This window comes from Brevundimonas alba, assembly GCF_011927945.1.
Lineage (GTDB): Bacteria > Pseudomonadota > Alphaproteobacteria > Caulobacterales > Caulobacteraceae > Brevundimonas > Brevundimonas alba.
In genome coordinates this window covers 72,177-96,137 of sequence record NZ_JAATJM010000001.1, presented here as the reverse complement: position 1 = coordinate 96,137, position 23,961 = coordinate 72,177, and the positions used below count along the sequence as shown (strand labels likewise).

The 23,961-nt window shown below is 68.2% G+C and carries 20 protein-coding genes; 14 read left to right on the top strand and 6 right to left on the bottom strand.

What is annotated here, in order from left to right:
- Positions 1–22: 22 nt before the first annotated feature.
- From GGQ87_RS00405 to GGQ87_RS00350, 12 genes are read left to right on the top strand one after another with little or no spacing between them, the layout of a single operon-like run.
- On the top strand, positions 23–1,930 hold the full coding sequence (locus tag GGQ87_RS00405) for a methyl-accepting chemotaxis protein (protein WP_342448275.1): 1,908 nt from the start codon (positions 23–25) through the stop codon (positions 1,928–1,930).
- Entirely contained in the window at positions 1,930–2,208 is a 279-nt protein-coding gene (locus GGQ87_RS00400; RefSeq protein ID WP_168044761.1) for an STAS domain-containing protein, read from the top strand. Before GGQ87_RS00405 ends, GGQ87_RS00400 begins: the two co-directional genes overlap by 1 nt.
- Positions 2,205–2,570: a response regulator gene (locus tag GGQ87_RS00395; protein ID WP_168044760.1), complete on the top strand. Its 366-nt coding sequence runs from the start codon at positions 2,205–2,207 to the stop codon at positions 2,568–2,570. Before GGQ87_RS00400 ends, GGQ87_RS00395 begins: the two co-directional genes overlap by 4 nt.
- Before the next feature lies 1 nt (position 2,571).
- Positions 2,572–4,737 carry a chemotaxis protein CheA gene (locus tag GGQ87_RS00390; RefSeq protein ID WP_168044759.1) on the top strand — a complete coding sequence of 722 codons (2,166 nt, stop codon included), beginning with the start codon at positions 2,572–2,574 and terminating at the stop codon, positions 4,735–4,737.
- 3 nt (positions 4,738–4,740) lie between these two features.
- Positions 4,741–5,208 (top strand): chemotaxis protein CheW, encoded by a 468-nt coding sequence (locus tag GGQ87_RS00385; protein WP_168044758.1) that lies wholly within the window; start codon positions 4,741–4,743, stop codon positions 5,206–5,208.
- Positions 5,205–6,071: a CheR family methyltransferase gene (locus GGQ87_RS00380; RefSeq protein WP_168044757.1), complete on the top strand. Its 867-nt coding sequence runs from the start codon at positions 5,205–5,207 to the stop codon at positions 6,069–6,071. The genes GGQ87_RS00385 and GGQ87_RS00380 overlap by 4 nt, the downstream gene beginning before the upstream one ends.
- The gene (locus GGQ87_RS00375) at positions 6,068–7,093 is read left to right on the top strand and encodes a protein-glutamate methylesterase/protein-glutamine glutaminase (protein ID WP_168044756.1); all 1,026 of its coding nucleotides are present in this window, start codon (positions 6,068–6,070) and stop codon (positions 7,091–7,093) included. The genes GGQ87_RS00380 and GGQ87_RS00375 overlap by 4 nt, the downstream gene beginning before the upstream one ends.
- Positions 7,094–7,104: 11 nt before the next feature.
- Positions 7,105–7,494, top strand: a complete 390-nt coding sequence (locus GGQ87_RS00370; protein WP_168044755.1) for a response regulator — start codon at positions 7,105–7,107, stop codon at positions 7,492–7,494.
- Positions 7,491–8,039 (top strand): chemotaxis protein CheD, encoded by a 549-nt coding sequence (locus tag GGQ87_RS00365; protein ID WP_168044754.1) that lies wholly within the window; start codon positions 7,491–7,493, stop codon positions 8,037–8,039. The genes GGQ87_RS00370 and GGQ87_RS00365 overlap by 4 nt, the downstream gene beginning before the upstream one ends.
- Positions 8,039–8,389: a hypothetical protein gene (locus tag GGQ87_RS00360; RefSeq protein WP_168044753.1), complete on the top strand. Its 351-nt coding sequence runs from the start codon at positions 8,039–8,041 to the stop codon at positions 8,387–8,389. The genes GGQ87_RS00365 and GGQ87_RS00360 overlap by 1 nt, the downstream gene beginning before the upstream one ends.
- Before the next feature lie 4 nt (positions 8,390–8,393).
- Positions 8,394–8,996 carry a response regulator gene (locus GGQ87_RS00355; RefSeq protein ID WP_168044752.1) on the top strand — a complete coding sequence of 201 codons (603 nt, stop codon included), beginning with the start codon at positions 8,394–8,396 and terminating at the stop codon, positions 8,994–8,996.
- Positions 8,993–9,448: a chemotaxis protein CheE gene (locus GGQ87_RS00350; RefSeq protein WP_168044751.1), complete on the top strand. Its 456-nt coding sequence runs from the start codon at positions 8,993–8,995 to the stop codon at positions 9,446–9,448. The genes GGQ87_RS00355 and GGQ87_RS00350 overlap by 4 nt, the downstream gene beginning before the upstream one ends.
- Positions 9,449–9,467: 19 nt before the next feature.
- Here the strand turns inward: GGQ87_RS00350 and GGQ87_RS00345 are convergent, their stop codons facing one another.
- The 6 genes from GGQ87_RS00345 to GGQ87_RS00320 all read right to left on the bottom strand — a co-directional run bounded on the left by GGQ87_RS00345 (position 9,468) and on the right by GGQ87_RS00320 (position 18,417).
- Positions 9,468–11,132 carry a carboxylesterase/lipase family protein gene (locus tag GGQ87_RS00345; protein ID WP_168044750.1) on the bottom strand — a complete coding sequence of 555 codons (1,665 nt, stop codon included), beginning with the start codon at positions 11,130–11,132 and terminating at the stop codon, positions 9,468–9,470.
- Positions 11,129–12,445 carry a spinster family MFS transporter gene (locus tag GGQ87_RS00340; protein ID WP_168044749.1) on the bottom strand — a complete coding sequence of 439 codons (1,317 nt, stop codon included), beginning with the start codon at positions 12,443–12,445 and terminating at the stop codon, positions 11,129–11,131. Before GGQ87_RS00340 ends, GGQ87_RS00345 begins: the two co-directional genes overlap by 4 nt.
- Before the next feature lie 35 nt (positions 12,446–12,480).
- A complete protein-coding gene (locus GGQ87_RS00335) occupies positions 12,481–13,731 on the bottom strand; it encodes a serine hydrolase domain-containing protein (protein WP_168044748.1) in 1,251 nt (416 codons plus the stop codon).
- The gene (locus GGQ87_RS00330) at positions 13,724–14,428 is read right to left on the bottom strand and encodes a TetR/AcrR family transcriptional regulator (RefSeq protein ID WP_168047179.1); all 705 of its coding nucleotides are present in this window, start codon (positions 14,426–14,428) and stop codon (positions 13,724–13,726) included. Before GGQ87_RS00330 ends, GGQ87_RS00335 begins: the two co-directional genes overlap by 8 nt.
- A gap of 73 nt (positions 14,429–14,501) precedes the next feature.
- Positions 14,502–16,094: an AMP-binding protein gene (locus GGQ87_RS00325; protein ID WP_245161383.1), complete on the bottom strand. Its 1,593-nt coding sequence runs from the start codon at positions 16,092–16,094 to the stop codon at positions 14,502–14,504.
- Between the two features lie 148 nt (positions 16,095–16,242).
- Positions 16,243–18,417, bottom strand: coding sequence for a TonB-dependent receptor (locus GGQ87_RS00320; protein WP_168044747.1), 2,175 nt, complete (start codon positions 18,415–18,417; stop codon positions 16,243–16,245).
- A gap of 177 nt (positions 18,418–18,594) precedes the next feature.
- Between GGQ87_RS00320 and GGQ87_RS00315 the strand changes: the two genes are divergently transcribed.
- Positions 18,595–19,572, top strand: a complete 978-nt coding sequence (locus GGQ87_RS00315; protein WP_168044746.1) for an SDR family NAD(P)-dependent oxidoreductase — start codon at positions 18,595–18,597, stop codon at positions 19,570–19,572.
- A 158-nt stretch (positions 19,573–19,730) separates the two neighbouring features.
- Complete coding sequence (locus tag GGQ87_RS00310; protein ID WP_168044745.1) at positions 19,731–23,837, top strand: beta strand repeat-containing protein; 4,107 nt, start codon at positions 19,731–19,733, stop codon at positions 23,835–23,837.
- Positions 23,838–23,961 lie beyond the last annotated feature (124 nt).

Below are 23,961 nucleotides of genomic sequence, written 5' to 3'. Positions count from 1 at the left end.
CGTATTTCGAAGGAAACATTCCGTGCTGCTCACCAATGTCCCCATCGGCCGCAAGCTGGCCATCGCCTTCTCCGCCGTGCTGCTCGCCATCGCCGCCATGGGCGCCATCGTGTTCATGAATCTGCGGGCGCTTGACGTCGCCGGCGCAGCGCGGAGCGCCGCGAATGCGGATATGCGCACCATCTCCGCGGTCGAGTTGAAGCTGTCCCGACAGGAGAACAGCTATCGCGGCTTCCTCGTCTCGAACGACCGCTATTATCTGGAGCGGCTGGATGCCCACGGAACGGATTTCCGGACGGCTCTGGAGGAACTGCGCAAGAGCGGAAATCCTGCCGTCCAGGGCCATGTCGGTGAAATCCAAGCCGCCATCGAGGACTGGCGCAAGAATGTCGTCCAGCCCGGCGCCGCGCTGGCAGCGAACCCGGGGACCCGCGCCCAGGCCATCGCCATGGTCGGCCGTAACGGGTCGGCGGACACCTACATCGGCGCTATCGAGGAATCGATCGACGCGCTGAAAACGATCGGCATGGCCCGTCTTGAGGAAGTTCGGGCGGCTCAGGCCAAGGCCACAAACGATGCGCTGATCGCCCTGTTCTCCGGGCTGGCGGCCGCTCTGCTCATCGCCGTGGCGGCCGGTTGGGTTCTGACCCGCGGCATCGCCGGGCCGGTGACCAACATGATCGGCTACATGCGTCGCCTGATCGGTGGCGACACCAACTTCGAAGTACCCTGCGTGGTCCGCAAGGACGAGTTCGGGGAAATGGGCCGGTCGATCATCGCCTTCCGCGACGCCGCCATCGAGAAGGTCCGTCTTGAAGCCGACGCCGTCGCCCAGCGCGCCGCGGCCGACGCCGAGCGGGCCCGCAACCAGACGGTCACCGAGGCCCAGGCGCGCGAGCAGGCGCTGGTTGTCGAGGCCTTGGCCGAAGGTCTGGATCACCTGACCCGCGGCGACCTGACCTACAGCCTGACCCAGACCTTCCCGGGCGACTATGTGAAGCTGCAGGCGGACTTCAACACGGCGATCGCCCAGCTCAAGGACGCCATGTCGGTGGTGGTGAGCAACGTCTCCGCCATCCGTTCGGGCGCAGGCGAAATCAGCCAGGCCGCCGACGACCTGTCGCGCCGCACGGAGCAGCAGGCGGCCAGTCTCGAAGAGACCGCCGCGGCGCTGGACGAGATCACCGCCACCGTGAACCGCACCGCCTCCGGCGCGCGTCAGGCCTCGGAAACGGTGAAGGCCGCCAAGGGCGACGCCGAGACCAGCGGTGTCGTGGTTCGCGATGCGGTCGACGCCATGGGCGCCATCGAGAAATCCGCCCAGGAGATCAGCCAGATCATCGGCGTCATCGACGAGATCGCCTTCCAGACCAACCTGCTGGCCCTGAACGCCGGGGTCGAGGCGGCGCGGGCCGGTGACGCAGGACGCGGCTTCGCGGTCGTCGCCTCCGAGGTGCGGGCTCTGGCCCAGCGCTCCGCCGAGGCGGCGAAGGAGATCAAGGTGCTGATCTCGGCCTCGACCAATCAGGTCAACTCAGGTGTGAATCTGGTCGGACAGACCGGAGAGGCGCTGCAACGCATCGTCGGCCGCGTGGCGGAGATCGACGGCCTCGTCTCCGAGATCGCGGCCTCCGCCCAGGAGCAGGCCACCGGCCTTCAGCAGGTCAACACCGCCGTCAACCAGATGGATCAGGTGACCCAGCAGAATGCCGCCATGGTCGAGCAGTCGACCGCGGCCAGCCACTCCCTGTCGCAGGAGGCGGAGAGCCTCGCCGGCTCGGTGGCCCGCTTCCAGATCGGCGCGCCGGCGCCGGCGGCCCGTCCCGCTCCGCGGCCCGCCAGCCGGCCCGTCGCAGCCCTCAAGACGGTCGGTCGGGGAGGGGCGGCGCTGAAGCCCCACGCGATCGAGGACGGCTGGGAAGAGTTCTGATGACCGCCGCCCTCGTCCTTCCTGCCGTGCTGGATATCCAGCAGGCGGCCCCCCTCCGTGATGATCTTCTGGCGCTGAGGGGACAGCCTGTCGTCATCGACGGTTCGGCCGTCGAACGGCTCGGCGCCCTCTGCCTTCAGGTGCTGATCTCCGCCCAGCAGACATGGGCGCGGGACGGCCTCAGCCTGCAGATCGATCAGGCGTCGGAAGCCTTCGCCGCCCAATGGAACGCCTTCGGCGCGACCGACTACGCACTGGCCCAGAGAGAACCCGCGTGACCAAGACCGTACTCACCGTCGACGACTCCCGGACCATGCGCGACATGCTGCTGCTGGCCCTGGTCGAGGCCGGCTACCGCGTGATCCAGGCCGTCGACGGGGTCGATGGGCTGGAGACCCTCAGCGCCGAGGGCGCCGATGTGGTCATCACCGACATCAACATGCCCCGGCTGGACGGCTTCGGCTTCATCGAGGGCGTGCGCGCCGACCCGAAGCACCGGGCCACGCCGGTCCTCGTGCTGACCACCGAGAGCGACGCCGCCAAGAAGCAGCGCGCCCGCGACGCCGGCGCCACGGGCTGGATCGTCAAGCCGTTCGACCCGGTCAAGCTGGTCGACGCCGTGCGCCGGGTGGCCGCCTGAGATGACCGACGCCGCCGATCCCTTTGAAGCCATCAAGGTCACCTTCTTCCAGGAGTGCGACGAACTGCTGGGCGACCTCGAAACCGGCCTGCTGGCCATCGAGGCGGGTTCGGCTGACGACGAGACCATCAACGCCGTCTTCCGCGCCGTCCATTCGGTGAAGGGCGGGGCAGGGGCCTTCGGTCTCGAAGACCTCGTCCGCTTCGCCCACGTCTTCGAAACCTTGCTCGACGAACTGCGGGCGGGCCGCAAGCCCTGCGATCCGCCGACCGTCAAGGCGCTGCTCCGCGCCTCAGACGTGCTGGCCGACCACGTATCGGCGGCCCGCGGCCAGGCGGCGCCGGTGGACGAGGCGCGCTCCGCCGCCCTCGTGGCCGAGCTCGAGGCCCTGACTCACGGCGGCGCGGCGCCGGCGGCCATCGCCGATGTGCTTGCCCTTCCGGAAGCGGACGAGTTCGGCTTCCGGCCCGTCGCCTTCGACTTCTCGACGCTTGCGGCTCCCGAGCCGGCGGCTGCGTCCGGATGGCGGGTGACATTCCGACCTCACGCGCGGATGTACGCCAAGGCCAACGAGACCGCCCTGCTGCTGCGCGAGCTGTCGCGGCTCGGCCCCGTCGAGGTCGCGCTGGACGCCTCCGCACTGCCGGACCTGGCGGAACTCGTGGCGGAAGAGGCCTATCTGACCTGGACCCTGGACCTCGCCGCCGTCGTGGACGAGGCGTCGGTCCGGGAAGCGTTCGACTTCGTGGAAGCCGACTGCGACCTGACGGTGGAAGCCCTGTCAGACGCGCCCGCGGCGACCGACGCGCCGGATTCGGCTCCTGATCTGGACATCGCCGCGCTCCTCGCCCGCGCGACCGCCGAGGCGCCGGTCATCGAGTCCGCGCCTCCCGTTGTCGAGGTTGCCCCGGTTGTTCCGGTCGCCGCGCCCACGGCCGCGGCCACCCCGGCTCCCGCCGCACAGGCGGCCGTGACCATCCGCGTGGACCTCGACCGCGTCGACCGGCTGATCAACGTCGTCGGCGAACTGGTCATCCAGCAGGCCATGCTGGCCCAGCGCGTCATCGAGAGCGGCCTCGCCCGCTCATCGGGCATCTCTGTCGGGCTCGAGGACCTGGAACTGCTGACCCGCGAAATCCAGGACAGCGTCATGGCCATCCGGGCCCAGCCGGTGAAGTCCGTGTTCCAGCGCATGCCGCGTCTGGTGCGCGAGGTCGGTGAAATGACCGGCAAGCGCGTCCGCCTCCTCACCGAGGGCGAAGCCACCGAGGTCGACAAGACGGTGGTGGAGCGGCTGGCGGAACCCATCACCCACATGATCCGCAACGCCATCGACCACGGGCTGGAAATGCCCGAGGACCGGCTGGCGGCCGGCAAGTCGGGCGAGGGGACAGTCCGTCTCGCCGCCCTTCACCGGTCCGGCCGCATCGTCATCGAGATCAGCGACGACGGCCGGGGCATCAACCGCGAACGGGTGCGCGGCATCGCCGTCTCACGCGGTCTGATCGTGGAGGACGCGGTGCTGACGGACGACGAAATCGACAACCTGATCTTCCTGCCCGGCTTCTCGACCGCCGACGCCATTTCCGACATCTCGGGTCGCGGCGTGGGCATGGACGTCGTCCGCAAGTCGATCCAGGCGCTGGGCGGCCGCATCTCCATCGCCTCGGTTCCGGGGAAGGGCTCGACCTTCACCCTCAGCCTGCCGCTGACGCTGGCGGTGCTGGACGGGATGGTGGTCTCGGCCGCCGACCAGACCTTGGTCGCGCCCCTGACCGCGATTGTTGAAAGCCTGACGCCGCGCCCCGGCGATGTGCATTACGTCGGCGGCCACGATGCGGTGATCCTGTTCAGGGAGCAGTTCACGCCCCTGATCGACGTCGGCATGGTGATGGGCTTCCGGGATGCGGCCCTGACCCCGTCCGACGGCGTGGCGGTGATTGTCGAGACCGAGTCCGGGGCCCGCGCCGCCCTGCTGTTCGACGCCATCCAGGGTCAGCGCCAGGTGGTGATCAAGAGCCTCGAGACCAACTACCGCCAGGTCGAGGGCGTCGCCGCCGCCACCATTCTCGGCGACGGGCGGGTCGCCCTGATCCTCGACGTCGACGCCATCGTCGCCAACGCACGCCGCCGCTCGGCGCGACCTGAATTGAAACTCGCGAGCTGATCCATGTCCGATATCGTCCCGACGGCCGCCGCGGCCGCCCGCGAATTGATCGCCTTCCGCATCGGCCGGCAGGAATTCTGCGTCGACATCATGTCGGTGCGGGAGATCCGCGGCTGGACGCCCGCCACCCCACTGCCGCGCGCGCCGGGCTATATGAAGGGCGTCATCAACCTGCGCGGCGCCGTGCTGCCGATCGTCGATCTGGGCGCCCGGCTGGGCCTCAGCACCTCCGAGCCGACGGCGCGGCACGTCATCATGGTGGCTCACATCGGCGGGCGGACCGTCGGCCTGCTGGTCGACGCCGTGTCCGACATCATCCAGCTGACCGAGGACGCGGTTCAGCCGACGCCGGACGTCGCCAGTGATCAGGTGCGCACCTTCGTCAAGGGCATCTTCGCCGTCGATGGACGGATGATCAGCCTGCTCGAACTGGAGTGGATCGTTCCCGAGAGCGAGGCCGAGGCCGCATGACCCACGCCGCTGGTCGCGAAGCCCTGGTCGAAGGCGAGTTCGTCTTCACCGCCGAGGACTTTCGCCATATCGCCAACATCCTGCACGCCCACGCCGGCATCGCGCTGAACGAGGGCAAGGCGGCGCTGGTCTATTCGCGGCTGGCCAAACGGCTGCGTGCGCTCGGTCTGCGCAGCTTCCGCGACTACTGCGCCCTGATCGAGGGCGTCGACGGCGTCGACGAACGGCAGGCCATGACTGCCGCCCTGACCACGAATGTGACCCGCTTCTTCCGCGAGCCCCACCACTTCGACCACCTGCGCGACGTCGTCATGCCGGGGCTGGCGGCCCGGGCGAGGTCCGGCGGCCGGGTGCGGCTGTGGTCCGCAGCCTGTTCGAACGGACAGGAGCCCTATTCGATGGCCATGACCGTGCTGTCGGTCCTGCCCGAGGCCGCCGAACTGGACGTCCGCATCCTCGCCACCGACATCGATCCGAACATGGTCGCCGAGGGCGCGGCCGGAATCTATTCGGAAGAGGCGCTCGCCGCCGCCCCGGCCCTACTGCGCCACCGCTGGTTCGACAAGGCTCCGGCGCACGGTCCGGACCGCTTCAGCGCCAACGACACCCTGCGCCGGCTGGTCAGCTTCCGCGAGCTGAACCTGATCGGCGACTGGCCGATGAAGGGGCGGTTCGATGTCGTCTTCTGCCGCAACGTCGTGATCTATTTCGACGACGCGACGCAGGAGCGGGTGTGGAGCCGGTTCGTGCCGGTGATGAGTCCCGACGCCACCCTCTACATCGGCCATTCGGAACGGGTCAGCGGCCCCGCCGCCGCCCGGCTGAGCACCAGCGGCCTGACCACCTACAGGCTGGCCGCATGACCGTTTCCGTTCTGGTCGTCGACGACAGCCCGACCATGCGCGGGCTGATCACCGCGGCGCTGCGCCGGGATCCCGAGATCGAGGTGCTCGGCTCGGCCTGCGATCCGCTGGAAGCCCGCGAAGCAATCAAGCGTCTGAACCCCGACGTCATCACCCTCGACGTCGAGATGCCCAACATGAACGGGCTGGAGTTCCTCGAGAAGATCATGCGGCTGCGGCCCATGCCGGTCGTCATGGTCTCCACCCTGACACAGGCCGGCGCGGAGGTGACGCTCGCCGCGCTGGAGCTCGGCGCGGTGGACGCGGTGGGCAAGCCGGGGGCCGGCGTCACGGCGATGGAAGCCTTCGCCGATCTGGCGACAAAGGTGAAGGTCGCCGCCCGCTCGCGCGTCAGGGCCGGCGGCGGCGCGACCGCCAGACCGGCGCCGACGTCCGCGACCTACCGCGCCGCCGCCGACCATGTGCTCGCCATCGGAGCTTCCACGGGCGGGGTCGAGGCGCTGCTGGGCATCATCTCGGCCTTCCCCGCAGACTGCCCGGCCACCGTCGTCACCCAGCACATGCCGGCCACCTTCACGCCCAGTTTTGCGGCGCGGCTGGACCGCGCCTCGGCGGCGACGGTCCGCGAGGCCACGGACGGCGCTCCGTTGGCTCGCGGCTGCGTCTACATCGCGCCGGGCGGCGAGGCCCATCTCGAGGTCGCCGGCGTCACGCCGCGCTGCCGGCTGGTGCGATCCGATACCGTCAGCGGCCACCGGCCGTCGGTGGACGTGCTGTTCCGGTCCGTTGCGGCGCTGCGCCGGCCGATGACGGGCGTGATCCTGACGGGCATGGGCCGCGATGGCGCCCAGGGCCTGCTGGCGATGCGTCAGGCCGGCGCCGGCACCCTCGGTCAGGATGAGGCCAGCTGCGTCGTCTACGGCATGCCGAAGGCCGCGTTCGAGCTGGGCGCCGTCGAGCGCCAGCTCCCCCTGTCCCGCCTGCCCGCCGCCATTCTCGATCTGTGCGCCGAACCCGCCTGAGGTCCATCAGTATGCCCGCCGCGTCCACCATCCATACCCTGATCGTCGACGACCAGTTGTCGATGCGATCCCTGATCCGCACGAGCCTGCAACAGCTCGGCTTCCGCGAATTCCGGGAGGCGGCCGACGGCGAGGCCGGGCTGCGCGAGATGATCGTCAAACCGGCGCATCTCGTGATCTCGGACTTCAACATGCCCAAGCTCGACGGGCTCGGCCTGTTGCGCGCCGTGCGGGCCCACCCGCCGACGGCGGGCGCCGCCTTCATCATGCTGACGGGGCGGGCCGACCGGGAGCTGGTTCAGCGCGCGGTGCAGTTCGGGGTCAACAACTACCTCGTGAAGCCCTTCACCGTCGCCCAGCTGAAGGACAAGGTCGAGGGCGTCTTCGGCCCCCTGACATGACCGCGCCAGCCGTCCTCGCGCCGCCGTCCCGACGGGTCCATGTCGGGCAGGGCGAGCACCAGGTCACCGATGACCCGTCGGTTCTGCTGACCACCATACTGGGCAGTTGCGTCTCCATGTGCCTGCGCGACCCCGTGGCCGGGGTCGGCGGCATGAACCATTTCCTGCTGCCGGAAGGGCAGGGCGGCGGGACCGACGCCGGCCGCCGCTACGGGGCCTACGCCATGGAAGTGCTGATCAACGACTGCCTCAAGGCGGGCGGGCGGCGGGACCGGCTCGAGGCCAAGCTTTTCGGCGGGGGGCGGATGTTCGATGCGCTGCGCGATGTAGGGCAGGCGAATGCCGACTTCGCCGAGCGTTTTCTGCGCGACGAGGGCATCGCCCATGTCGGTGGCAGCCTGCGTGGCGCGGGCGGGCGACGCGTGCAGTACTGGCCGGTGTCCGGTCGCGCGATGCAGCGCCCGGTGGCCGACGCCATGGCTGTTGCGCCGGAAGTCATTCGACCCGCGCCGGTCGCCGACGCCGGTGCACTGGAGCTGTTCTGATGACGCCGGCTCAGACGACCAGCCTGCTTTCTGCCCTGTCCTCCGAGTTCGCCACGATGCGCGAGACCGTCGACGGATTGGCGGGTCTGGTGCTGGACCATGCCCGGGTCGTGGCGACCGCGGACCGGGCGGGGGTGCTCGTCCAGGCGCAGGCCATCGACGCGCTCGGCCAGCGATTGCAGGCGCTGGAGGACCTGTCCCGAGGGGTGGCGGAGGGCCATCCGATCGCCGCCGCCCTCGACCTTGTCCCACTGACCGATCTGGCTGACCGGTTGCGAGGCCCGGTCCTGAACCTCGGCGACGTGACGCCGCAATCCGCCATGGCCGGCGATCTGGCGCTGTTCGACTGATCCGATGAGCCGTTCGCCGCGATCTTCCGCACGCGTCAACCTCGAGCACGCCTCGGTCCTGCTGATCGACGACAACTCGCAGGCGCTCGATATCCTGAGCTCGGTCGTCCAGGGTTTCGGAGTGCGCGAGCAGATCCGCTGCGGATCCGCCATCGAGGCGACCGAAATCCTCAGACGCCGCATGGTCGATCTGATCCTCGTCGACTGCGCGATGCCGCAGATGGACGGTTACGACTTCATCCGCTGGCTGCGCCGCGAGGCGCCTCAGCCGACCTGCCTGACACCGGCCATCATGCTCACCGGCCACGCCGCCCCGTCGAGCGTGCAGAAAAGCCGCGACTGCGGCGCCAGTTTCATTGTCACCAAGCCCATCACGCCCGGCGTCCTGCTCCAGCGCATCCTGTGGCTGGCGAGCGACGAGCGCGAATTCGTCAAGTCGGAAACCTACGTAGGGCCTGATCGCCGGGTGCGGAATCTCGGCCCGCCCCTTGGTGTGCCCGGACGTCGTGCGGGCGATCTGTCCACCCATGTCGGAGCGGCCGTCGAGGCCAATATGGATCAGGCCGACATCGACACCCTCATCAAGCCCAGAAGGGTCGCCCTATGACCGAGGCCAAGGTCTTCAAGTACCGCACCAATCTGGCGCGGAAGATGAGCGCGCCCGGTGGGCGTTCCGTGGAAGAGGCGCTGGGGGCGGCCGACAGCGCCCTCGCGCATCATCGCGACGCCGCGATGGAGGCTCTCGGAGTGATCCTGAGTCGGCTGGAGGAGGCCTGCGCGGCGCGGCGGCAGGCTGAAATCTATGACGGCGCGGCGGCCCTGCTCGACCTCGCGGGCTTCTTCGACACGGGGCCTCTCCACCCGGCCGCCTTCAGCCTGTGCGAGATCAGCGACCGCGGCTCCGTCTGGGACTGGCCTTCAGTCGAGGTCCATGTGCGGGCGATCCGCCGCATTCTCGGCGGCGGCTGCCGTGAAACGGACGAAACCGCTCTCCTGCTGGACGGACTGGTTTCGGTCCGGGCGCGACTGCAGAACAGGTCTCCGGCGCGCCAGAACTGACCGCTGCCCGGCCAGCAGATCACCGGCAGGCCGGATCGGCCGGCGGCAGGACAGGAGAGGCCAGCCCTGTGTTCCAGTTCCACGCAAGGCTGCCGCCGGCCCGTCGCCGGCACATCGTCTGTTCATGGAGAGCGAACATGCCGGGCATGAGACCTGCGGACGGTTCAGGCGCGGCCCTGAACGCCATATAGGCTCCATCGGCGGCGTAGGGTGACCACCGCGGCGCACCGCCGGCTTCCGGCTGTCCCGTCCGTGCGAAGCTGGTCCAGTAATCGACCATGGCGTCCGATAGGGCGGCCTCGCCCGGTTCCGCCGGTATCCGCGGCCAGCGCGGCGGCGTCCGTTGAAGATTGCCGAACATGTAGGGCAGTTCGCTGGCGTGGAAGCCGTGCAGGCCCGCTTGGTCCGCCGCCGGATAGCCGTGATCGAACAGGTAGAGGAAGGAGGGATGACCCGCCGCCGTCTGGGAGCGCACCAGCCGCTCCGACGTCCAGCCGTAGAGGGCGTCACGCGTCGTCGCCAGAATGCTCTCGGCCAGCCCGGAGGAGGGGTAAAGCCGCAGGAACTCGTCCGCGAGATCGCCGTAGCGCTCCCGAATGATGCGCTCGTAGTCCGCGGCGCTCGCCGGGGCGGGCGGAGCGAGAATTCGCAGCGACCGGATCTCCCCGCTGTTAAAGCCGGCGAGGATCGGAACCTGCGCCTGCTCGCCCCGGTCGAAGACATCGACCAACTGGCGCGGCAGGACCACGCCGTCGACGACGCCGAACGGCCCGAAGCCAGACATGGCCGCCTGGTCCGTCAGGGTCTGCGGGTCCATGCCGCGCAGGACGCGCAGGCTCGGCGCCTGGAGCCGCAGGGCGAGGGCCGAGCCGGCGCCTTCGGCGGAAGGCGCGCCAAACCTGGCCGTCTTCAGCTCGGGCGTCGATATCATGTAGGCGCTCTGGGCGATGGCCTTGTCGAACAGGTCTCGGGCCAAGGGCGACGCCAGCAGATACATGACGCTGAGCCCGCCGGCGGATTCCCCGGCGATGGTGACGTTGTCGGGATCGCCGCCGAACGCTTCGATATTGGCCTGCACCCAGCGCAGCGCCTGAATCTGGTCCAGCAGTCCATAGTTGCCGGATATGCCGGCGGGGGATTCGGCGCTGAGATCGGGGTGGGCCAGATAGCCCAGCACGCCCAGACGATAGTTGATCGAGACGACCACGACGCCTTCGGACGCGAGCCGGGCTCCGTCGTACAGTCTCTCCTTGCTGGAGCCGGCGACGAGCGCGCCGCCGTGTATCCAGACGATGACCGGCGCCTTGCCGTGCGTCGATCCGGTCCAGACATTAAGCGTCAGACAGTCCTCGCTCGTGGCGCCGAGGTTGTCCGAATAGACGTTCGGCGCACCGGGCGTCGGCTGGATGCAGGCCGGTCCATAGACGCTAGCGTCCTTCACCCCTGTCCATGACGCGGCGGGCAGGGGGGGGCGCCAGCGGTTCTGACCCACCGGCGGCGCGGCGTAGGGAATGCCCTTGAACGACAGGATGTCGCCCTCGACCCGGCCGCGCACGGCGCCGGCGGGCGCGGTGACGGTGGGGATTTCGGGACGCGCCGAGGCGCGTCCGGCCCCGGCCAGCAGAACGCCGGCAATGCAGGCGGCGGCCGCCGTCCGGGCGACGCGGTTCAGCAACGAGGTCATTGGGCGTCTCCGGCTCTCGAGGTGTCACGCCCCAGCAGCTTGGCCAGCCACAGGAACAGGCACACGGCGGCCACATAGACGGGCGTCAGGGTGTAGAGCGCCAGCTGCAGCGAGTTGTCCGGGTGGGCGGCGCTGAAGAAGTCGCTGGCGGCGCCGACATAGGTCGGGCCCACGCCCATGCCGATGAAGTTCATCACCAGCAGCAGCAGGGCGCCCGACATCACCCGCTGGTTCGGCTTCACCTCTTCCTGCACCAGGGCCACCGAGGACGAGAGGTAGAAATAGTTGAGGAACGTCGGGCCGCTGAGCAGGGCCAGCGCCAGCGGCCATGACGGAGCCCAGACGAAGGCGACGTAGAAGGGCAGGGCCAGCGCCAGCGACATGGCGGGCAGCAGGGCATAGGCCTTCTTCGAGCGCCGGGTGAACCGGTCGATCAGCCAGCCGGAAGCGAAGATCCCTCCACCCATGCCGATGGCGACGACCAGTGCGTACCAGAGCGCCACGTCGTTCAGGGTCATGCCCTTCTCGCGCATCAGGAACAGGACGGCGAAATTGCCCAGGCCATAGGTGATGATCTGGGTGATGCCGCTGGCGAAGGCTGCCAGCACCAGCGTCGGGCGCGAGAAGAACATGCGCACCGTGCCCCAGAAGGGCGCGCGTTCCGGCGGCGGCGCGCCGACGGCCTGATCCAGTCCGCCGCGCGGCGGCTCCTTGACCAGGAAGGGCGTGGCGACGGCCACGATCAGACCCACCACCCCGATGGCGACGAAGGCGTCGCGCCAGCTGAAGGCGGCGGCGATCGAGGCGCCGAAGGCGATGCCCAGCGCCGCTCCGACCGGAGGGCCGAGGTTGTAGATGCCCAGCGCCATTCCACGGCGGCCCGGCGGAAAGTAATCGGTGACGATGGCGTAGGACGGCGGCACGCCGCCCGCCTCGCCGAAGCCGACGGTCATCCGCGATGCGGCAAGCTGACCGAAGTTGCGCGACAGGCCGCAGGCCATGGTCGCGGCGCTCCAGATGCCGCAGGCGATGGACACCACAGCCACCCGGTTGGTGCGGTCCGCCAGCCACCCAACAGGAATGGCGATGAAGCAGTAGAAGAACGCGAAAAACAGGCCGCCCAACAGCCCCAGCTGTCCGTCGGTGATGTGCAGGGCGTCCTGGATCGGCTTGGCCAGGATCGACAGCAGCTGCCGATCGAGGAAGTTGAGCACATAGATGAACCACAACAGGCCCAGCGCGACCCATGCGCTTCGCCCGACCGGCGATCTGGCGGTGGGCGGGGCTCCGGATGCGACAGGCGTCGAGCTCATGATCGTTTCCTCGATGAAGCGGGTCTTGCGCCCGTCTATTTTTCTGGATGGGTCAGGGCCCGGTAGACGAAGGTGCGGGCGGTCCGTCGGAAGGTGTCGCTGACCGGGTCGGCCATCCGCTGGATCATGCCGACGAAGGCGATGTCACTGGCCGGGTCGACCCAGAACCAGGTGCCGCCGCCGCCGCCCCAGCTCAGCGTGCCCCTGCCTTCGGAGACGCCCAGAGCCGTCGGGTCGAGCACGATGGAGAAGCCGAGCCCGAAGCCGAAGGCGCGGCTGAACGGCAGCAGCCGCAGGGGATTGGTTGTGTCCAGCACGGCGTCGGGAATGACGTTGGTGCCCATAAGCGCGACGGTTTCAGGCGACAGGATGCGGACGCCGTCCAGCTCTCCCCGGTTCAGGATCATCTGGCAGAAGCGGGCATAGTCCGTCGTCGTCGAGACAAGCCCGCCGCCACCGCCCTCGAACGGCGGCCGGGTGGTGATGTCGTGGATCGGTACGCCGAAGGTGTGGGTGGCGGTCTTCAGACCGCCGGCGCCGTCGTCGGCATAGAGACCGGCGAGGCGGTGTTCGTTGTCCGCGCGGGTGTGGAATCCCGTATCCGCCATCCGCAGCGGGCCGAAGATGCGGTCCTGAAGGAAGGCGCCGAGGGTCTGGCCCGAGAGCCTTTCGACGATCAGGCCCAGCAGGTCTGAGGCAACGGAATAGAACCATTCCGTACCCGGCTGAAACATCAGCGGAATGTCGGCGGCGCGGCGCGCGAGCTCGTCGAGACTGCCCGCCGAGAGCACGGCCTTCTCACCATAGGCCCGCTCGACCGGATGGACGTCGAACAGTCCATAGCCGAGGCCGGCCGTGTGGCTCATCAGCTCCCGCATTGACGGTGGACGGGTCGCGTCCTCGAGCCGCATGGAGCCGTCCGCGTCCATGCCCGCGAAGACCTTCTGCCCCTCGAATTCCGGCAGGAATTTCGTGATCGGGTCGTCGAGGCGCCAGCGGCCTTCCTCGAACAGGATCATCATGGCCACGGCCGTGACCGGCTTGGTCATGGAGTAGATGCGGAACATCGTATCAGCGGCGAGCGGCGCTTGATCGCCGAGCCGTGCCTTGCCGAAGGTTCTGAAGTCGACGACCTGTCCGTGCCGCATCAGCAGGGTCGAGGCCCCCGCCACCTGTCCGGTCCCGACCATGTCCGCCATCCAGGCGGCCATGTGGTCGAGACGCGCCGCGTCGAAGCCCGCGGCTCCGGCGTCTGACGCCAGCGGAAGGCCGCCGACCTCACTCATCGGGCGACGTCTTCCGTCGTTCCGCGGCCCGGCTCTCGCACATGCCGACGAAGCCGTGGGCCATGAAGGTCGCCATTCGCGCCTTGATGGCCTCGAAATCGTCCGACCGGCACAGGCCTCCCGAAAGGTGGTCGATACGGCCTGTACGGGCCAGGCTCAGCGTCAGGGCCCCCGTCGTGAAATGGTAGCCCCAGAAGATATCCTCCTCGGGACAGCCCGGCATCGCCTGCTTCAGCAGGCCGATGAGGCGAAGGACCACCGGGTCGAACAGCCGGTCCATGACCTCCGCGCCCCAGGCGGGAGTGTTGTTCAGCTGTGCGCCCAGCGCCCCGAAATAGCGCCAGCCTTCGCCGCCCGTCGAATAGGTGTCCAGATCGGTGTCGAGGAAGGCCCGCAGGGCGCCCTCCACCGTCGGCTTGCCGTTCGCCGCCTTCTCATAGGCGTCCAGCGCTTCCATCCGTCGGCCGCTTGTGACCGGCGCGCGGCGGGCCATCACCTTGTCGAAGACGTCCTGCTTGTCTTCGAAATAGTAGTGCACCAGCGATTTGTGGACGCCCACCTTGTCGGCGATGTCCTTGACCGTCACCCCGTGCAGGCCGTGTTTGGAGAACAGCTCCTCCGCCGCGTCGAGGATCTGTTCGAGGCTCTCGGCGCGTTGCTCGGCCTTGCGGCGAGGGGTGCGGACGGGCGTGGACATGACCTGAACCTCAAGACGGTCCGGCGCATCCTGAAACCGGCGCGCCGACTCGATGACGGAGACGTCGGTCATTCTAGGCACCTCCATAGGTGGCGCGAAGCTGTGTCTTGTTGATCTTGCCCGTGGCGGCCAGAGGCATGGCCTCGACGCGGACGATCCGGTCCGGGATCCACCAGTCGGCCACTCGCCCTTTCAGGCTCGCCTTAAGAGCCCCCTCGTCGATGTCGCCGCCATTGGCGGGCTCGACGACCATCAGCGGACGCTCGCCCCATTTCGCGTCAGGACGTCCGATCACGGCGACCAGATTGACCGCGGGCAGGGCGCCGACGATCTCCTCGATCTCGACCGGATTGATCCATTCGCCGCCCGACTTGATCAGGTCCTTGGAGCGGCCGGCGAGGGTCAGGTTTCCCTCGTCGTCGATGATCGCGAGGTCGCCCGTGTCGAACCAGCCGTCGGCGTCGAGCGCGCTCTCCGAAGCGCCGAAATAGCTCTGCACCGCGCTCTGCCCTCGCACTTTCAGATGACCGAGCGTGTTGCGCTGCTCGGCCAGGGGCGTGCCGCCGGCATCCGTCAGCAGAAGGTCGACGCCGACCGGGGGACGCCCGGCCCCACGCGCCGCGCCGGGCTTGTCGCTGCGCGGCGAAATGGCCCCGAGGGGCGACAGCTCCGTCATGCCCCAGCTCGTCTGGACAGTGACGCCGAGACGGGCCTCCATCCGGGTCAGGAGGGCCTCCGGGCAGCTGGAGCCCCCGATGATGATCCGCTCGAGGCCTGGCGTGTCTCCGCCGACGGCGTCGAGATGGTCGAGAAGACCCAGCCAGACGGTCGGCACGCCGACCGCCACAGTGACACCGTGGCGGTTGACCAGTTCCATCAGGCTGCGACCGTCGGTGACCCGCCCGGGCAGCACCAGGCCTGCGCCGACCGCCGGCGCCGCGAACGGCAGCCCCCACGCATTGGCGTGGAACATGGGCACGGCGACCAGGATGGTGTCGGCGGCTGTCAGGGCCATTGCGTCGGCCTGCAGCGACCGGAGGGTGTGCAGGTAGTTGGAGCGGTGCGTATAGGCCACGCCCTTGGGCGCGCCGGTGGTGCCGGAGGTGAAGCACAGGCCCGCGAGCGAGCGTTCGTCGAACTGACCCCACGGCGTCGGCGCGCCGGCTTCCGACAGGAGCGTCTCCAGCTCATGGGCCGGGAGGCGGCCGGGATCGGCCGATGGCCGGTCACCGTCCAGCAGGATCACCTGCTCCAGGCACGGGCAGGCGGCGAGGAGCGCTTCGGCCAGCGCGCCGAGGCTGGCCCCGACCGCCAGAACCCGGTCGCCGGCTTCGGTGATCATGGCCGCCAGATGGGCGGTTGTCAGGCGGGGGTTCAGCGTGTGGCAGACCAGTCCGGCGCCCATGGCGGCGTACCAGACCTCGACGTGATGCTGGGTGTTCCAGGCCAGTGTGGCGACGCGGTCGCCCGGCTTCAGCCCCAGCGAGAGCAGGGCCCCGGACAGGCGGTTGGCCCGGTCGCGCAGCAGGGCGTAGCCGATCTCCGTGTCGCCGCTCGCCCCGGCCGTGATCACCCGCGCCCGGCCGTGCCACTTGGCGCCGTGATCGAGGAAGCGATCCACGGTCAGGGCGTAGTCCTGCATCGGGCTGAGATCGGACCCGGTCATGCGGAGACGACTGAAGCCCGCGTCGGGAGGTGCGGAATGGCGAAGGCCATGGGGAGGAAATCCACGCGTTACAGGAGCGCCGACGCTGTCTGCCGGCGAGGTTCGTGAGGGCGGCGGCCTGGAGGCGCCGCCGCCCTCACGGGAGACCTCAGAAGGTCCGCATCAGGTTCAGGCCGATCTGCCGCGGCGGCCCCGCGTAGCGCAGGCCCGCATTGATCGCGGCGATGTAGGTCTGGTCGGTGGCGTTGAGCGCATAGGCGGCCAGCGTCCAGGGGCCGGTCTCATAGCTCAGCTTGAGGTTGACGATGTCCCGCGCCTCCAGCCGGTCGCCGAGCGCCGGGTTGTTGAAGATCGAGGTCCACGACTCGCCGATGTGCGAGTAGTCGATGCGCGGCGTCAGCGTGGCCCCGTCCGCGAAGGCGAACTCGTATTCGACGCCGGCGTTGAAGGTGACCTCCGGAGCATAGCTCTGGCTGTTGCCGTTCAGGTTCTGGCAGTTGCCCGCGGCGGGTCCGGTGTCGGGGTTGCAGGGAATGCGCGGCAGGCGCGGATCGTTGGCGAAGAAGTCGCCCAGCTCGGAGCTCGAGATCGAGGCGCCGACGTCGACCGACCACTGGCCGAACCGCGCCTGGGCCGAGCCTTCGATGCCCTTCAGCACCGTCTCGCCGCGCACGTTCACGATCGAGTTGAACAGCGGCACCGTCGGATCGCCGACGATGACCTGGAAGCCTTCATAGGCCATGTAGTAGACGCCCAGCTGGGTGCGCACCCGCCCGTCGAACATCGTCGACTTCCAGCCGAGCTCGTAGTCGATGACGTCTTCCGGCCCGAACGAGCTGGCCGGCACATAGAAGTTCGGCGCGTTCAGGCCGCCCATCTTGAAGCCGGTGGCGACGAAGCCGTAGACGAAATTATCGTCGTCGACCTTGTAGTTGATGCTCAGTTTGCCGGTGGTCTTTTCGGCGGTGACTTCGTCGTTCTGCAGCAGCGCCAGCCCGAAGGCGGGATAGGTCGTATAGACGTTGTCGTTGGTCGACGTGCTTTCCGACCAGCGGGCCCCCAGCTGGATTTGCAGGCGGTCCGAGACGTCGTAGCTGATCTGACCAAAGACGGCCTGGGTCTCCTTCGGCGTCTCGCCGAAGATGTAATAATCGATCACGCCCTCGGGGAAGCCGACGTGATAGGCGCCCTGCGGGAAGGTGGTGACGGGGAAGACCACGTCGTCGTACTGCCAGAAGGCGCCCAGCAGCCAGGTCAGGCGCTGGTCGCTCGGGGAGACGATGTTGAACTCCTGCGACCACACCTCTTCCTCGACCCGGTCGTAGAAGGTGTTGTTCAGAGCGCTGGTGCCGTCCAGATCGGTCGAGAACTCGCTGATGCCGTCCTGGTAGCCGGTGATCGAGCGCAGGGTGATGCCGTTGTCGAGCACATAGCTGACGTTCAGCGACACCCGCGCCGTCTCGTCCACGCCCGAGTGCGGCCCGTTGGCGGTGATCTCGAACGGATCGTTGGTGGCCAGCGCCGGGTCGGCGGGATAGCCGCCGAAGTCGAGATAGTTGTAGTCGCCCTTCAGCAGCACTCGCAGGGCCGGGGTCGGCGTCCACAGGAAGCTGGCGCGCAGGCTGCTGGAATCGATGTCGCCCGGATGGCCGGTGTAGGAGCCGGTGATGTCGTGGAAGCTCTCGCGGGTTTCCTGGTTGACGGCGAACCGCGCCGCCAGGGTGTCGCCGAGCGGCACGTTGATCGCGCCTTGCAGCTTCACATTGTCATAGCTGCCGACCTGACCCATCAGATAGCCGTTCACACCCGAGAAATCGGGGTTGCGGGAGTTGATGAAGACGGCGCCGCCCGTGGCGTTGGTGCCGGCGAAGGTGCCCTGCGGCCCGCGCAGCAGTTCGACGCTGCCGATGTCGTAGTAGGGCTCGGTCTGGAAATAGCCCGGGAAGACCGGCACGCCGTCGCGGTAGGTGGTGACGCCGACGCCGATGGCGGTGGTCGGCTCGGACTTGCCGATGCCGCGCACGTTGAAGAAATTGCCCTGGCCGAAATTCTGGACGGTCGTCGAGGGGGCCACGAACTGGAGCTGTTCCAGCGAGGTGACGCCCCGGTCCTCCAGATCCTCGCCGCTCAGCACGGTGGCGGCGACGGCGGTTTCCTGCAGGTTGGTCGTGCGGCGTTCAGCGGTGATTACCACGTCGTCGACGGCCGTCGCCTGATTTTCGGCGGCCGGGTCGGCCTGAGCCGCCGGAACCTGCTGGGCCTGCGCGGCCCCGGCCCACAGCAGCACGGCGGCGGATGTCGTTATCCAGAGCTTGCGGCCCATGGTCTTCCTCCCTCGATGTTCCCTCGGCGCTCTTTCGGCGTCCATGGTCGGACGGTCTCACCGAACCTGCATCGTGTCAATCTTCACTAGCCGACGAGTGAATATTGACCTTCGGGCCAGTGTCGGTCCACGTTCGGCGCTCGTTGTCCCGGGGGCGGCGCAGTGATGGAGTGACCGATGAGCATCGATCTGAGCGGCCGCGTGGCGATCGTGACGGGCGCGGGTGGCGGCCTTGGCCGGAGCCATGCGCTGGCGCTCGCGCGCTACGGAGCCCGGGTCGTCGTCAACGACATGTCGGCCGCCGGAGCGGATGCCGTCGCCACCGAGATTCGCGCCGAAGGCGGCGAGGCAATCGCATGGATCTGCAGCGTCACCGACCGCGAGGCGGTGCAGGCGATGGTCACCGATGCGGTCGATCGCTGGGGCTCGATCGACATCGTGGTCAACAACGCCGGCATTCTGCGGGACCGCACCTTCGCCAAGATGGATCTGGACGACTTCGCCGCGGTGATCGACGTGCATCTGATGGGCTCGGTCAATGTGACCAAGGCGGCATGGCCGTACATGCGCGAGCAGGCCTATGGGCGGGTCATCTTCACCACCTCGTCCTCGGGCCTGTACGGCAATTTCGGCCAGTCCAACTATTCCGCCGCCAAGATGGCTCTGGTCGGCCTGATGCAGACCCTCGCGCTGGAGGGCGAGAAGTCGGGCATTCGCGTCAACTGCCTCGCTCCCAGCGCCGCGACGCAGATGACCGAAGGCCTCTATTCCGATGAAGCTCTGCGGGGGCTTGGGTCCGACCTGGTCAGCCCGGGTGTGGTCGCTCTTTCCGCCGAAGACGCACCCACCCGCACCATCTTGCTGGCCGGCGCGGGCGCTTTCGAACAGGCGCACGTCACCATGACACGCGGCGTCTATGTGGGCGCCGCGCCGGACGCCGCCGAGCAGGTGCAAGCCAGCTGGGCGGAAATCTCGAACCGCTCGGCGGAGCAGGTTCCCGCTTCCGGCGCCGCCCAGTACAACCACGAGGTTCAGCATCCGGGCCGGATTGGGCGGGGACGTTGCTGCGCACGCCGTGGCGGTCTGAAAAGGCGGGGGGCGAGACTTCTGTTACATGGAAGCAGCAGCTCGATCCTGTTCGATAAAGTCCTGTGAGTTGTTCAACTCATAGGCGTCTGGCGTCGCTTGCATAGCCGCAGGCTGTTTAGTAGCGATCACGCCGGGGGCGATCCGGGGCATGAAGCCGCGGTGGCGCTATGTGTGCCCAGTAACAGCGGCTGCCCAGTAGCAGCGGCTTTTTGTGAGAGCTTTCCATGCCCATCGCCACGCCTTTCGTCGTGTCTCCCTTCAACGCGGGGGACAATGACATCCGGCCGTCCATGACGCGCCTGCCGAACGGCAACATCGTCGTCGTCTACGAGCACTATAACGGCGGCGACCCAACCATCGCCATTCGCGTCATTCAGCCCAATGGCACGCCCGTCACCGGCGAGATCTTCGACAACATCGGCGGCTACGGAATCCTGCCGCAGGTCGTCGCCATCGACGCGACGCACTTCGCCATCGTGGCGTCGGACTTCGGCACCGTCAGCGGCGCGGTCGAGCTGACGGCGCAGGTGTTCACCATCAACGGCGCAAACCTGACCCAAGGCGGCGAGCTGCCGATCAGCAACTACGCCACGACAAACGACGATAACGGCAACGAGCATCAGATCCTGCGCCTGCCCAACGGCAATTTCCTCGTCGTCTGGGCTCAGTTCACGAACAATTTCGGCAACGCCCAGCTGGTCGCCCGGACGTTCGACGCCAACTTCAATCCGCTGACGGCCGAAACCCGCATCAGCGAGTTCAACAATACCGGCGTCTCAAATCCACAGGTCACCCTGAACGGCTACAACGCCGTCGTCTCGTGGACCCAGAACGACCCGACGACGGGCGGGACGCTTCATGCACGCGTGGCGGCCTTCACCGTCGGCGTGAACGGATCGCTGCCCGCGTCGCCGCCCAATGACGTGGACGTGGGCAACAACACTTCTGTGCGCAGCATGACCTATCTCGCCAACGGCGACGTGCTGGTCCTTTACGTCGGCGGCCCGGTGCAGGGCGGCTCCCTCGACGACAACGACAAGCTCACCGCGAGAATCTACAGCGCCGACCTGTCGACGGTGAAGTCGACGCTGCAGATCAACTCCACCATCGACGATAACGGCGTCACCAGCGTTGCGGTCGTGGCCTTCGCCAGCGGCGGCTTCCAGGTGATCTGGGGTCAGGACCCTGCCGGCGGAACGGCCACGTCGCAGGATCTCGAACTCTACTCGCGCACCTATAATCTGAACTACGTCGCCATGGGCGCACCGGAACTGCTGACGTCGAACGCTGTGCACGACCGGTCGCCTGTGGCGGTCGTGGACGCCGCCGGCAACGTCACCCTGACCTGGGAGACGACGAACGCCTCGGGCATGGGCTCGATCGTCGGCGTCTACCTCGAAAATCAGGATCCGGGCGTGCCGAACGCCGAACCGGTCGGCGCAGACTTTCAGGCGACTGTCCTCGAGGACGGGATCCATACCTTCACCGCCGCGCAGTTCGGCTTCACCGATGGCGACGGCGACTCGTTCGATGGCGTGGTCTTCACGACCCTGCCGGCCAACGGCGCGATCGTCGTGGTCAATGGCAGCGGCGTGGTCGTCCAGACGGTGACCGCCGGTCAATCGGTCACCGCGGCCCAGATCGCCTCGGGTCTGGTCCAGTATCGGCCGGACGCGAACGAGAACGGCGAGGATTTCGACACCTTCACCTTCCAGGTCCGGGACAATGGCGGCACGACCGGCGGCGGCGTCAATCTCGACCAGTCGCCGAACACCTTCACCTTCGACGTCACGGCGGTGAACGATGCGCCCACGGCCGACCTCAACGGCGCGACCGCGGGGACAGGTTCTTCGGTCACCTACCTCGAGAACGCGGGGCGGGTGCTTCTCGCCTCCGGCGTGCTGCTGTCCGACGTCGACTCGAGCACCCTGACCGGGGCCACTGTCAGCATCACGGGCGGCCTTCAGGCATCGGCTGACTCCCTGACGCTCGCGGGCCTCACCAGCGGTGTGGTGAACGGCGTAACCTTCGCCTACGACGCCGCGACGGGCGTGCTTTCGCTCTCGGGGACGGCGACGACCGGTATCTACCAGGGACTGCTGCGCCAGATCGGCTTCATCTCGAGCAGCGACGCGCCGGGCACGTCGCGCACCGTCACCTGGACCGTCACCGACGGCCCGCACGCCTCGGCGCCGGTGACCACCACCATCACCGTCACGCCCGTCGAGGATGCGGCTGTCGCCGGCAACGACACGGACAGCACGGTCGAGAGCGCGCCTGTGTCCGGCTCCGTCTTCGGCAACGACAGCGACGCCGACGGCCCGGCCCTGGCGGTGTCGGCGGTCAACGGCTCCGCGGCCTCAGTGGGCGTGGAGATCACGCTCGCCTCGGGCGCCCTGCTGACGCTCAACGAGGATGGCAGCTACGTCTACGACCCGAACGGCGCCTTCGACAGCCTGTCGGGACCCAGCTCGGGCGGTTCGAACCGGACGGGCTCCGACAGCTTCACCTACACCCTGGCGAACGGGAATACGGCCACCGTCATCATCACCCTCACCGGCGAAGACAGCGAGGGCGACGTGCTCCGGGGCGGCGTCGGCAATGACGCCCTCGTCGGCGGCGCGGGAACGGATACGGCCGACTACTCCGCCGCCCCCGCGGGCGTGCGGGTCCAGCTGAACACCGGCGTGGCGTCGAACGACGGGAACGGCGGAACGGACACCCTGACCGGCATCGAAAACGTCAGCGGCTCGGCCTTCGACGACGTCCTGATCGGCGACGGAGCGGCCAGCGTCCTGAATGGCGGCCTCGGGTCTGACACCCTTGTCGGCCTCGGCGGCAACGACACCCTGATCGGGGGAAGCGGCGCGGCGAACCAGATGCAGGGTGGCCTCGGAGACGACATCTATGTGGTCGAGGCCAACGACACCATCGTCGAGTTCCTGAACCAGGGGACGGACGAAATCCGCACTAACCGCAGCACGCAGACCCTGGCGGCCAACGTCGAAATCCTGACCTACACCGGCGCGGGATCGTTCGTGGGCGTCGGCAACGAGCTGGACAATACGATCACCGGAGGCGGCGCCAACGACGTTCTGGCCGGCCGGGGTGGCGCCGACACGCTGCAAGGCGGCGCGGGTCTGGACACGGCCGATTATTACAGCGCCGTCGCGGGCGTGACCGCCGACGTCGCGTCCGGCGCCTCGAACGACGGGGACGGCGGAGCCGATACCTTCGTCAGCATCGAGAACCTCCGCGGTTCAGCCTATGCCGACCGCCTAACGGGCGACGCTGCCGATAACGTGCTGGACGGCGGCGGCGGGAACGACACCCTCATCGGACGGGGCGGCAACGACTCGCTGCGCGGCGGGGCTGGCACGGACACCGCCGACTACAGCGCCGCCTCCTCTGGCGTCACGGTTCGCCTGAACACTGGAACGGTCAATGACGGGGAGGGGGGCGTCGACACGCTCGTGTCCGTCGAAAACATCGTCGGGAGTGTCCATGACGACCTGATCGTCGGCAGCGACGGCGTGAACGTCCTCAGCGGCGGAGCCGGCAGCGATACCCTGCTCGGCCTCGGCGGCGACGACGTGCTGATGGGCGGCGCCGGAGCGGCCAACCAGTTGCAGGGTGGAGCCGGCGACGACCACTACATCCTCGACGCCTTCGACACGGTGGTGGAGTTCGCCGCCGAAGGGACCGACACGGTCGAGGCCCGCATTGGAAGCTATACGCTCGGGAACAACGTCGAGAACCTGACCTACACCGGCGCCGGCGCGTTCGTGGGCAACGGAAACGCGCTGGACAACGTCATCACCGGGGGGGCTCTGGACGATATCCTGCGTGGCAAGGGCGGCAACGACACCATTCACGGCGGACTGGGTCGTGACGAGGTGCAGCTCCGCGGGGTGGCCGGGGAGTACACGATCACCGCCGAGGGGAGCGGCTACCGGATCGTCGACACCGTCGGCGGCCGTGACGGCTCAACCCTGGTCGACAGCGTCGAGGTGCTTCGCTTTGGCAACAACACGACGGTCAGCCTGACCTACCCGCCGGCCGGCCTCGCGCCGCTGGAACCTTCGGACAAGATCGCCGGGCCTCAGGTGCTGCCGACGCTCCCCGTCGATGACGCCTTCGTCCTGCCGATGCAGCACGATGATCAGCCGTTCGTATTGCCGGGGACTGACCTCGCGAAGATCGACGCCGACCCTCTCGTACTGCCGGCGGCGGATGCTTCGGCTCCCCTGTTCGCGGGACTTGAAACGCATCTGGCGCCGACCGGTGACTGGATGATCACGCTCGACCACGACGGCGGTATTCTGGGCTAGCCGGACGTCCGCGGACGCGGAGACGCTGGAGACCGCAACGTCTGCGGAGGAGAGCTCCTCCTCCGCAGGCGACCTTTCAGACCGGGGCGGAGGTTCGGAGGCATCGCCCCGTGCTGCCCGCTCA